This is a genomic window from Ephemeroptericola cinctiostellae, from assembly GCF_003339525.1.
Taxonomy (GTDB): Bacteria; Pseudomonadota; Gammaproteobacteria; order Burkholderiales; family Burkholderiaceae; genus Hydromonas; species Hydromonas cinctiostellae.
In genome coordinates this window covers 1,374,978-1,386,476 of sequence record NZ_CP031124.1, presented here as the reverse complement: position 1 = coordinate 1,386,476, position 11,499 = coordinate 1,374,978, and the positions used below count along the sequence as shown (strand labels likewise).

The following is an 11,499-nucleotide window of genomic DNA, read 5'->3' as shown; positions in this document are numbered from 1 at the left end:
GAGAAACACCATGTTTAAGAAAAATATAGGTTCACTCGACCGCACTTTGCGCATCATCATCGGCGTGGCTTTAATTGGTTTGACCTTAACGGGCAACATCGGTACGTGGGGTTGGATTGGCGTGCTGCCTTTACTCACAGGGTTGATGAGCAGCTGTGCACTGTACACATTATTGGGCGTGAACACTTGCAAGCGATGAAACAACCCATGCAATATCCCCCTTATTTTCCGTGCAATAGGATGTCAACGGCACAATTGTGCTCATGAATAGGGTCATGACCACAATGATGAATTTAAGAATTTAAACTTGCATTAAGGACATTGTATGAGTCAAATCCCATCTTACCTTGAACTCACAAATGAAGTGAATAAACACCTCAACAGCTTACGCACCGATACACCCAATGTCATGAAAGCGTTTGGGGAACTTGCCCAAGCCGCAACGGCTGAAGGTGCTTTAAACAAAAAAACCAAGGAATTGATTGCCCTCGCCTTGGGTGTTGCAGTGCGTTGTGATGCTTGCATTGGCTTTCATACCAAAGCCTTGGTTCGCTTGGGTGCAACCAAAGCAGAGGTGGAGGAAACACTGGGGATGGCTGTCTATATGGGTGGCGGGCCATCATTGATGTATGCAGCCAATACCATGGCGGCATGGGAGGAATTCAGCCATTTGGCTTCATAATCGAATCTCAATCACATCAAACCTAATTTTTTGATACAAGAAAGCCAAGCACCTCTGCTTGGCTTTCTTGTTTATTGTGATTTTAAGTGCCATCAACCATCAATCAACACCATCAGCACCATTTACAAGCTTACGCTCACTTTGGCATGCTGCACACATCGGTCTGAACAGGTTTGACAGGTGCACAAGGCATGGCCATGGTCGAAACTGCGTGCCCCTTGCGATGCATCCGCTCATGGCTGGAAAGATGGGTACGGCGTTTGGTTTGTCGAGGGGCTTGAGTACGATGGATTTGTGATCTGATGTGTGTTTGCTTCTGAACTTTTTCAGGAGCAGTGGTTTGTGTTTTTGGAAAGTCCTCAGGCTTCATCATCAAAGCATGCGAATTTGAGCCAACAGCAGGGGAGACCTCTGGGTATTCAACATGAGCTTGTGCATGCACAGTGGCCATCAACGACACAATGACAGCAAACATCAACCATTTCAATAGGTGTGAGTTCATCTTAATTTCCATTTCATTCAACCCTCTATTCATGCGATGGGGCCAGCACTTCGCGGTTGCCATTGCTTTGCATGCTGCTGACCACACCACTTTTTTCCATCTGATCCAATAACCGTGCAGAACGGTTATAACCGATGCGCAATTCGCGTTGGACATATGAAATCGATGCACGACGGCTTTTAATGACCAAAGCCACGGCTTGATCGTACAACACATCGGCCTCCTCCGCCCCGCTTTCACTGTCACCAAACTCGCCATCCCCCTCTGTGCCACCATTCAAAATTTCATCAATGTAATCGGGTTCGCCATTCAATTTTAAATTTTCGACCACACGATGCACTTCGTCATCGGAAGCAAAAGCACCATGCACGCGAGTCGGCATGCCCAATCCCGAGGGCAAATACAGCATATCACCTTGCCCCAGTAAAGCTTCTGCACCCTGTTGATCAAGAATGGTACGAGAGTCAATTTTACTCGACACTTGAAAAGCCATGCGTGTCGGGACGTTGGCCTTAATCAAACCCGTGATCACATCCACGCTTGGGCGCTGCGTGGCGAGGATCAAGTGAATGCCTGCCGCACGCGCTTTTTGTGCGATGCGCGCGATCAATTCTTCAATTTTTTTACCCACCACCATCATCAAATCGGCCAACTCATCGATCACAATGACGATGTTTGGTAAACGCCCCAACGGTTCAGGTGCATCGGGTGTGAGGCTGAATGGATTAGGCACATGCTCTTCTTTTGCGGTGGCGTCATCGATTTTTTTATTGTAACCCGCAAGGTTACGCACGCCCAACTTACTCATGAGTTTGTAGCGTTTTTCCATTTCACCCACCGCCCAGTTCAAGGCGTGTGCAGCTTGACGCATGTCCGTGACCACGGGACAGAGCAAATGTGGAATGCCCTCATAGACACTCATTTCCAACATTTTCGGATCGATTAGAATCAAACGCACATCTTTGGGTTCAGCTTTGTACAACAATGACAAAATCATGGTGTTGATGCCCACCGATTTACCTGAACCTGTCGTGCCTGCAACCAATAAGTGAGGCATTTTTGCAATGTCTGCCACCACAGGCTTGCCGCCGATGTCTTTGCCCAAGGCCACAGATAAAGGAGAATTTGAGTCAAAAAACAGCTGAGAGCCAATGATTTCAGATAAGCGAACGATTTGTCTTTTGGGATTGGGCAACTCCAAAGCCATGTAAGTTTTACCTGGAATCGTTTCAACCACACGGATGGAAGTCATTGAGAATGAACGCGCCAAATCCTTGGCCAAATTGACGATTTGACTGCCCTTGACCCCCGTGGCAGGTTCAATCTCGTAACGCGTCACCACCGGGCCTGGATAAGCGGCAACCACTTTGACTTCCACGTTGAAATCACGCAATTTTTTCTCGATGAGGCGAGATGTGAACTCCAGCGTTTCGGTTGACACTGTTTCTTGATGGGCATCGGCAGGATCCAACAATGACAGTTCTGGCAAAGTCGTGTTGTTCATGTCGCTGAATAAAGACACTTGCTTTTCTTTCTGCACCCGCTCTGATTGGACAACGGGCGGCGCAGGAGGGGCAATGATCACGGGTGGAGCGGTTTCAATCCGTTGCTTTTCTTCTTCCACAATTTTCTCACGATGTGCAGCCACCACTTCACCAACTTTTTCATCTTCTTTGGCAGAAAAATAGCCCATGATGGCAGCGTAGGCATGCTCAATGTCAGCACCGATCTGCTCGCACACACTCAACCATGAGAAATTAAAAAACCAACTCAAACCCGCACAGAATAAAAACAACAGCAACAGTGTCGTGAACACCTGCCCGACCACCAAAGTTAAGCCACCTGCAAGCATATTGCCCAGCACACCACCAGCCTTATACGGTAAATTACTCGTCCACCCTGCCATATGACGGGCTTCTAAACCCATGCTGGCAAACAGCAACACAGCAAAACCAGCACGAAACAAAAATTTATCGCGCGATTCTTCAATTTGAATGTCTCCACGCTCTTTCGTTGAAAACAGACTGAGGTGTAAAAATCGACGGTAACCAAACCAGATGATGGAGCCACACAACACCACCCACCAATACGCAGACAAGCCAAAAATATACAGCATGATGTCAGCCACCCATGCACCAAGCGCCCCCACCCAATTGTGAATGGTGATTTGTTGGCTGCTCACATGATTGAAAGCGGGATCTTTGGTGTCATACGACAGCAACATCAGCAGCAAAGCGGCACCTAAGATGGCAAATAAGACCCACTTCATTTCGCGCATCAGCTGGCTCGCACGCTCAGACAAAGAGGGGGTTTTAAAAATTTCGGGTTTTGTGGCCATGAAACGATATCCTATACAACTTAAATGGGCGTACAAATAATGACGCCCGTTCACATATTTCAGTCATTTTAACGCGATAGCGCGTGTACTTGTGCCAGATAACGAGAAATTATAGGATATTTCCCACATTGAGGCATGTGCACACCTATTTCGCACCCATGCACACTCCAAACACCTTACCCATAACGACTCAAAAAGCCAATTTCTGTTTTTTTATACAAATGCATTTCTATTGAGGCCCATCAAAGATTGGCACTTTAACTGCCTGAAAAGGATTTTCTAAAAAAACAAAAGTTGAGCGCATTTAAAAAAATGGCTCAACTTTTATTGTTTTTTTGAAGTCAAAAAGCAACACTTGAGTCAGTCAAATGAATGCCTCACCCTCAAAAGCTTTAGTAAACCTTACTTAAACAGGAATATGCTCATTTTCCCACAATGATGCCAGCACATCGCGCGTCCGAATCACATGCACCGTATCGCCATCAACCAATAATTCTGCGGGACGCTGACGCGAATTGTAATTCGAAGCCATGGTCATGCAATACGCGCCAGCACTCAAAATCGCCAGCACATCGCCCGCCTCCACAGCCAAATCACGGTCTTTGGCAAACCAATCGGTCGATTCACACACGGGGCCAACGATGTCATAAGTGGTGGTCGCTGTGTCGCGCTCAACCGTATTGACCACTTGCATCCATGCTTGATACAACGCTGGGCGGATCAAATCGTTCATGCCTGCATCAACAATGGCGAAATTTTTATGCTGCGTCGGTTTGATGTATTCCACTTCGGTCAACATCACACCGGCATTCGCCACCAAAGAGCGGCCCGGTTCAAACATCAACGCATGATTGAAGCCCGCTTCACGCAATCCAGCCAAAGCCTGCTCAACCAATGACGACGCTGTCGGTGGCACTTCATCACGATAACGCACGCCCAAACCACCACCCAAATCAATGTGTGTCAATGTGATGCCCGCATCGCTCAACTGCTTGATGAGGCCAAATAAACGATTCTGTGCATCAAGGTAAGGTGTCAATGACGTCAGTTGCGAACCAATGTGGTAATCAATACCGACAATGCTCAAGCCCGACAAAGTCGCGGCATGCATGTAGGCTGCCAAAGCTTCAGTGTGGTCAATGCCAAATTTATTTTCTTTCAAACCCGTCGAAATATATGGGTGGGTTTTGGCATCCACATCAGGATTGATGCGCAATGAAATCGGCGCTTGCTTACCCAAACGTGTGGCCACGGCATGAATGCGATCCAACTCCGTGATGGATTCGACGTTAAAACAATGAATGCCTTCGGTCAAAGCGAACTCAATTTCCGCCACACTTTTGCCCACACCCGAAAAAACGATGCGATGCGCAGGCGCACCCGCAGCCAGTGCACGTGAAATTTCACCCATCGACACCGTGTCAAAAAAAGCACCTTGCTTGGCAAAAAAACTCAAAATGGCCAAATTTGAATTGGCTTTGACCGCATAACAAATGTGAATCGGACGATCCGCAGGCACTTGCCACGCATCCCACGCCGATTGCAAAGCAGCTTTGGAATACACATACAAAGGCGTGCCATGCACACGTGCCACAGCATTTAAATCAACATTTTCCAACATCAATGCATTGTTTTCGAGGTGCAAGGTCGGGTTTGGGTAAGGCGTAGTCATCATCACAACTTCTAAAAATAGATTAAAAAATTAGGGAAATGCGAAACAAGTCCGCTCTTTTTAAAAAACAGATGTTTAACAGGTGTTTTTTATTTCTTCAATGTGTCGGATGGCAATGCCGTCACGGGTGCTTTGCTGATGGTTGGTTCCGTCGTAGGCAGATACAACGGGCCTTTATAGCCACAAGCCGTGCACAGCATCGCTGTCGCGCCCAACAACACAGCCAATCGAATCACCGTTCTCATATATAATCCTCACATTCGCGCACAGTCCAATGCGCCATACATCCGCATTTCAACAAAGGGTCTATTATGACGGAAACTGAATTCCTACAACAAGTAAAAGTATTATTTGATGCCATCGGCGAACACATCGAAGCAAAAGAAGCCGATTTAGACGTCCTGGCTCACGGCGCAGTGCTCGAAATCGAAAATGACGACGGTCAGAAAGTCATCGTCAATCAACAAGCATCCATGAATGAAGTCTGGCTTGCTTCACGCGAAGGTGGCTACCACTTTAAATTCGCTGACGGCACTTGGGTCAACACCCGTGACGGTGCTGATTTTTGGGTTTACCTCGAACGTGCATTGGCTTTATTGACCGCTTAACGATCAAACCACCAATCAAACCAACAATCAAGCCACGACATCAAACAACATCAGAAATCAATACTCAATGATTAATGCGATGCGGTCACCGCTGCATCGCCCTCCCCATCCAAACGCAACATCATCGCATGCGCCACAGCCCCTCGGCTCAACCCCATATAAATCAAAAGACACACGGTGCTGCACAAAGCAAAGCCCATCACACCCCATGCAAAATACGCATGTTTAAACACTTCAACACCAAGCGCATAACCCAACATGTGCAGCATCCCAATCACCGATGACGTCACACCATACGGTCGATCCGAAGCCGTCATGGCAAAACGATACAGCACCGACATCGCAATCCCTTCGCCAAAAGCAAAACAGCAAATCCCCAGCACCAGCATCATCACAGGCTGCACACCCGCGCCCCCTAATACGATCAGCAACCAGCCCAGCAAGAAAAACACATAACCATAATGCACCGATGAACCCAAACGCCACACTTTCGCCCGATGCGCCAAGACAATGTTACTCAAAATCAAAAAACCAAAAATAGGCACTTGCATCAGACCATACGCCAAGCTGCTGTAATGAAAATCTGAAATCACAATCGTCGGCGCCAGCGCAATCCAACTGACCAGCGGAATGCTCATGAAAGGAATCGACACCGTGGTTTGCATGAAATGTCGATTCGACAACAAGTGCCAAAAATCATAGGCAATTTGTTTAATGGGTAGTTTTTCTTTTGAAGGCTTCACTGTTTCGGGCATGTAGCGAAACAAACCCAACCAAGACACACATGACACCGCAGCAATCATCACAAATGCCCAACGCCACGGTAAATAATCCACAAACACCGCACCTGCTACAGGCCCCACCAACGGTGCAATCATCGCCACATTGGCCATCAACGCACTGATTTGCACCGCCGTTTTTTCCTCAAACGCTTCTTGAATCACCGCATGCCCAACTGCGCCAATGAAGGACAAAGCCACCCCTTGCAACACCCGTAAAGCCAAAAAGCGATGAATGTCACTCGCCCAAAGTGTCGCCAAACAACTCACAATAAAGAAGGCCACGCCCGACAAGAGCACCTTGCGCCGCCCCACGCGATCCGACAATGGGCCAAAAAGCCATTGCAAAATCACACCGCCAAATAAAAATGCGCTCATGGCCGATGCATTCCACGTGGCATCCACGCCATACTCGCGTGTGATGACGATCATCGCGGGTTGAATCAAGTCATTGGTGATGTACACACAAAATTCAAAAATCACCAAAGCCAAGGGGAACAATAAGGTTTTGCGGGTTAACGTGCTAATCGGTGGCTGCATAAACAATCAATATCATAAAAATAAAAAATTCATCACGGTGTGGGGTCAATCTGTAACACCACACACATCGGTCATCATGATACACGACAGGACTGGCAATGAGCCTGCGACCACGCCATAGTCCATGAAAATGACTGTAAATGGCTCTATTTCGGTCATTTATATTCACAAACCAATGACGACAACACCTCTCAACCACCTCAGCAGCAAAGTCCAATCCCGTTTACAATGACACCGCTGAACCCAATTGTTCAGCACCATTCTCAGGGCGGGGTGAAACTCCCCACCGGCGGTAACTGTTCACACAGAAGCCCGCGAGCGCTCATGCCACGCATGAGGTCAGCAGATCTGGTTCAAATCCAGAGCCGACGGTTAAAGTCCGGATAAAAGAGATTGAGCATCAACACCATTCACTTGGTGGCTTTTTCGCGCGCCCTGATTCTTGTTAATCGCCATCAAAGGATGACCATGAATCAGCTGTCCACACCCACTGCAATTACGATTGCACAGTCCCACCCCGCACCACGCCTGCGCATCGCCATGATCAAAGCATCATGGCACGCCGACATCGTTCAACAAGCACAAATGGGCTTTGAAAATGAACTGGCCGCCCAAGGCATCGCACCCGACGTACTCACCATCATCCACGTTCCCGGTGCGTTTGAAATTCCCCTGCATGCCAAAAAAATCGCACTCAGCGGACAATACGACGCCATCGTGGCTTGTGGTCTGGTCGTCGATGGTGGCTTATATCGCCATGATTTCGTGGCTCACGCCGTGATCGATGGCTTGATGCGTGTGCAACTGGACACCGATGTGCCCGTGTTTTCGGTTGTGCTGACCCCACACCACTTTCACCAACACAGTGAGCACACTGATTTTTATCATGCCCACTTTGTTGAAAAAGGCGCTGAAGCGGCACGTGCGTGTGTGCAAACCGTGTACAGTTTGCACGCCTTATGAGCCCCCCTCCTTGATGCCATAAAAAAGCCCCAGTGTGTTTCACTGGGGCTTTTTTATGTGCACTTGACATGTGCACTTGACCTTTGTCTATTAAAAAATGACCTTATTTTGCCCATTTAAACTAAAAAAGCGTGAAGAGACCCGATAAAGTGGTATTAAACATAAGTAATTGATTTTTAATCACAATATAAAATTAGTCGGCAACATGCATTTCCAATAAAAAAATAATCATTTAAAAACAATATATTACAAAAAATAAAAAATAAGCTGTTGAAAAATTGGTATTGCCTAAACTTGAATGAATGCGCACAATGCATTCCAAGAGCCGTCCAACGCCTGCTCGCCTTGTTCACTTTTGCCGATATGAAAGCGCCTCATGAAACGCAACTACGACACGTTACGAATCAATCATGATTCAAAGACCCCCCTTGCCGTGCAATTGGCCGTTAATTTGGGTCTGGCCATTCGTGAAGGCTGGTGGACCTCTGACGAGGCGCTGCCTTCTGAACGGATGCTGTCAGGTTGGTTAAAGCTGTCACGGGTCACCACCCGAAGCGCCTACGATTTATTGGTACAGGAAGGTTTAGCCTATCGCCGGCGTGGTGCGGGGACTTTTGTCAAACACAGTTATGAACAACCTTTGGGACGTTTACAAGGCTTTACTGAAGCATTTAAAAACAGGGGCTTACATCCACAATCCGTTTGGTTAAGTAAAAAAATTGATGTCCCCACAGCAGATGAGGCACTGAAATTATCGATTGCTTTGGACGTTCCTGTGCTTCGGCTCAGACGTCAACGGGTTGTGGAAAACAAACCCATTGCTTACGAAGTGAATGTGTTGCCCGCCTCGGTGGTGCCTGAACCAGAAAAAATCATGGGTTCTTTATATGACTATTTGGATGGCATTGGTCATGGTCTGGTGCGTGCTCAGCAACACATATTGGCCATGAATGCGACAGAGCAGGTGGCCAAATATTGCAAAATTCCTGTAGGACAAGCGGTCTTGCAGGTGATGCGCATCGGTTTTGATCAGAACAACCAAATCATTGAATACTCAACCACGTATTGCCGCAGTGATTTTTATGACTTCACCGTGGAGTTGAATCGAAATTTATAACATGTTCATCCCGATTGAATGTGTCAAAAAATCACAAAAAACCACCAAAAAAAACCACCAAAAAATGGTGTTTAAAAAAGAGAAGAAGGAGCAGGCGATGTTTAACTTAACGGGTGACATATTAACCCCCACAGGATGGCTGCAAGGCTCAATGACCATCACAGGCACACAGGTCACCCAGATCCGTGGCACCCCCATCAGTGAAGAAATGGTGATGAGGCGAGACGAGCTAAAATTCATCCCAGGATTCATTGATTTGCATGTGCATGGCGGCGCAGGCGTTGATTTGATGTCAGGCGGAGACAGTTTGGCACACATCGCGCGGCATCAGATCAAGCACGGCACAACCAGTTTTTTAGCAACAAGCATGACCGCCCCATTGCCAGAACTGGAGCAGGTTCTGACAGGAATCAAACAACACCTGTCTCAAACAATCGACAAAGACCAAGCAGAAGTATTGGGTGTTCACCTCGAAGGCCCTTACATCAATCCAGGCCGATTGGGCGCACAACCTGCGTGGACTCGAGACATTGTGCTCGCAGAAATTTTGCATCTGAATGACATCACTCCCATTCGTGTGCTGACTTTGGCACCTGAATGTGTGGGCGACCGACACTTGATTGAACATTTGACCCAAATGGGCATTCGCGTCCAAATTGGTCATTCACATGGCTCGTATGAGGATGGGGTCAATGCCCTCAAGCACGGCGTCAGTGGTTTTACCCATTTGTTCAACGCCATGACACCGTTGCATCACCGCGAACCAGGCATGGTTGGTGCGGCATTGGCTCATGCGAACTACGCAGAGCTCATTCCTGATTTATTGCATGTTCATCCTGGGGCCATCCACGTCGCCTTGCGCGCCATTCCACATCTGTATTGCGTGACCGACGGCACCGCAGCCACGGGCATGCCCGATGGCATGTACATGCTCGGCTCTCAAGAGGTGAACAAGTGTTTGGGCGGCGTTCGCCTTAAAGACGGCACCTTGGCTGGCAGCACTTTGACCATGATCGATGCCCTCCGAAACTTACACAGCATCGGCCTGTCGGTCGCCGAAGCTTCGCAACGCCTGTCGGCTTTACCCGCTCAATATTTAGGTTTGCATGACCGAGGCCACCTGACCGAACAAGCGATTGCTGACATTGTTGTCATTGACCAAGACCTTCACTTACACACCGTCTACACCCGAGGAGAGGCTCATGCCTAATACACACCCAACCACCCACATGCACCGTGAAGCGTTGCAAGCGAGTGACATGCTCAAAGGGCAATTGGCCAATATCAAACACACCTCCGCTTTGGTTGATGTGATTAAAGCTTTGCATCCCAGCTCTTTCATCACGGTTGCCCGTGGCAGTTCTGACCATGCAGCACATTACTTTGCCTATTTGGTCATGCAAGAATTGGGGATTTTAACAGTGTCCCTCCCCCCTTCTTTGGTCACGCTGCACCACGCACCGCTCAAGGTCTCATCTTCTGTGGCTTTTGGATTTTCTCAGTCGGGTGCCAGCCCTGACTTGGTTGACACATTGACCCATTTGGGTGAACACGGGGCGCAAACCATCGCATGCGTCAACCAAGCCAACAGTGCGCTTGAACAAGCAGCCCATTTATCTTGGGCCATCGATGCTGGTCAAGAGCTGAGTGTTGCAGCCACCAAAAGCTGTCTGGGCATCATGACCCTAGCCGCTCAATTTGTCGCTGTGTGGCGAGACGATCAACAGATGCTTGAGGCATTGCTTTCCTTGGTCGATCAATTTACACACCCAGTGCAAAGCGTGCCCAATCGGGTACTGGATGTTTTCGGCATGGCCAAACGCGTGTTTGTTATTGGGCGTGGTTTATCACACAGCATTGCGCTCGAAGCGGCCTTAAAAATGAAAGAAACCTGTGCCATTCAATCTGAGGCCTTCAGTGTTGCCGAGGTTCGGCATGGCCCGATGCGATTGATTGAAGCCAACTACCCCGTCGTGGTCTTCATCACCCCTGGACCCGAGCAACAGCAATTGATTGATTTTTCAATCGAAATGCGGGCGCGTGGGGCCCATGTTTTGGCTGTGTGTGCAACTGAAACACATGTACTTGATTCACTGGTGCGTGCGGGCGTGATGATTTTGGATGCCCATGATGGAAAAACGCCTCTGTGTTCAACGTTAGCCCCCATCGCGGCTTTGCAACGCTTTTATGTGTTTTTATCAGAACTCGCCCTGCATCGAGACATGGATCCAGATCGCCCGCTTTATTTAAACAAGGTCACGCAAACACATTAAATACATTAAAAAAAAGGAGACAAGC

At 48.1% G+C, this 11,499-nt stretch carries 12 protein-coding genes and 1 riboswitch; of the genes, 7 read left to right on the top strand and 5 right to left on the bottom strand.

All coding sequences use genetic code 11. From position 1 onward, the window contains the following. The first annotated feature begins 10 nt into the window (after positions 1 to 10). Both DTO96_RS06320 and DTO96_RS06315 read left to right on the top strand, forming a co-directional pair. Positions 11 to 199 (top strand): YgaP family membrane protein, encoded by a 189-nt coding sequence (locus DTO96_RS06320; protein ID WP_114562721.1) that lies wholly within the window; start codon positions 11 to 13, stop codon positions 197 to 199. A 126-nt stretch (positions 200 to 325) separates the two neighbouring features. Then, positions 326 to 682: a carboxymuconolactone decarboxylase family protein gene (locus DTO96_RS06315; RefSeq protein ID WP_114562720.1), complete on the top strand. Its 357-nt coding sequence runs from the start codon at positions 326 to 328 to the stop codon at positions 680 to 682. Positions 683 to 818: 136 nt separating this feature from the next. Here DTO96_RS06315 and DTO96_RS06310 read toward each other — a convergent pair whose 3' ends face one another. The 4 genes from DTO96_RS06310 to lptM form a co-directional block, all read right to left on the bottom strand. Beyond that, positions 819 to 1,184 (bottom strand): hypothetical protein, encoded by a 366-nt coding sequence (locus tag DTO96_RS06310; protein WP_114562719.1) that lies wholly within the window; start codon positions 1,182 to 1,184, stop codon positions 819 to 821. 25 nt (positions 1,185 to 1,209) lie between these two features. Beyond that, a complete protein-coding gene (locus tag DTO96_RS06305; protein WP_114562718.1) occupies positions 1,210 to 3,522 on the bottom strand; it encodes a DNA translocase FtsK in 2,313 nt (770 codons plus the stop codon). 406 nt (positions 3,523 to 3,928) lie between these two features. Further along, the gene (gene lysA, locus DTO96_RS06300) at positions 3,929 to 5,194 is read right to left on the bottom strand and encodes a diaminopimelate decarboxylase (protein ID WP_373277832.1); all 1,266 of its coding nucleotides are present in this window, start codon (positions 5,192 to 5,194) and stop codon (positions 3,929 to 3,931) included. 89 nt (positions 5,195 to 5,283) lie between these two features. Beyond that, entirely contained in the window at positions 5,284 to 5,439 is a 156-nt protein-coding gene (gene lptM, locus DTO96_RS12770; RefSeq protein ID WP_192878957.1) for an LPS translocon maturation chaperone LptM, read from the bottom strand. A 66-nt stretch (positions 5,440 to 5,505) separates the two neighbouring features. Here lptM and cyaY point away from each other — a divergent pair, with 66 nt between their 5' ends. Continuing rightward, positions 5,506 to 5,802: an iron donor protein CyaY gene (cyaY, locus tag DTO96_RS06295; protein WP_114562716.1), complete on the top strand. Its 297-nt coding sequence runs from the start codon at positions 5,506 to 5,508 to the stop codon at positions 5,800 to 5,802. A 71-nt stretch (positions 5,803 to 5,873) separates the two neighbouring features. Here cyaY and DTO96_RS06290 read toward each other — a convergent pair whose 3' ends face one another. Next, the gene (locus DTO96_RS06290; RefSeq protein ID WP_114562715.1) at positions 5,874 to 7,121 is read right to left on the bottom strand and encodes an MdfA family multidrug efflux MFS transporter; all 1,248 of its coding nucleotides are present in this window, start codon (positions 7,119 to 7,121) and stop codon (positions 5,874 to 5,876) included. Positions 7,122 to 7,376: 255 nt separating this feature from the next. Beyond that, positions 7,377 to 7,520, top strand: a riboswitch (FMN riboswitch). 69 nt (positions 7,521 to 7,589) lie between these two features. On the opposite strand from DTO96_RS06290, the gene DTO96_RS06285 reads away from it, so the two are divergent. From DTO96_RS06285 to DTO96_RS06270, 4 genes are all read left to right on the top strand, one after another. After that, positions 7,590 to 8,084 (top strand): 6,7-dimethyl-8-ribityllumazine synthase, encoded by a 495-nt coding sequence (locus tag DTO96_RS06285; RefSeq protein ID WP_114562714.1) that lies wholly within the window; start codon positions 7,590 to 7,592, stop codon positions 8,082 to 8,084. Between the two features lie 376 nt (positions 8,085 to 8,460). Then, the gene (locus tag DTO96_RS06280; protein WP_114562713.1) at positions 8,461 to 9,201 is read left to right on the top strand and encodes a GntR family transcriptional regulator; all 741 of its coding nucleotides are present in this window, start codon (positions 8,461 to 8,463) and stop codon (positions 9,199 to 9,201) included. A 97-nt stretch (positions 9,202 to 9,298) separates the two neighbouring features. Then, on the top strand, positions 9,299 to 10,411 hold the full coding sequence (nagA, locus tag DTO96_RS06275) for an N-acetylglucosamine-6-phosphate deacetylase (protein ID WP_114563951.1): 1,113 nt from the start codon (positions 9,299 to 9,301) through the stop codon (positions 10,409 to 10,411). Next, a complete protein-coding gene (locus DTO96_RS06270; protein ID WP_114562712.1) occupies positions 10,404 to 11,474 on the top strand; it encodes an SIS domain-containing protein in 1,071 nt (356 codons plus the stop codon). The genes nagA and DTO96_RS06270 overlap by 8 nt, the downstream gene beginning before the upstream one ends. The last annotated feature ends 25 nt before the right edge of the window (positions 11,475 to 11,499 follow it).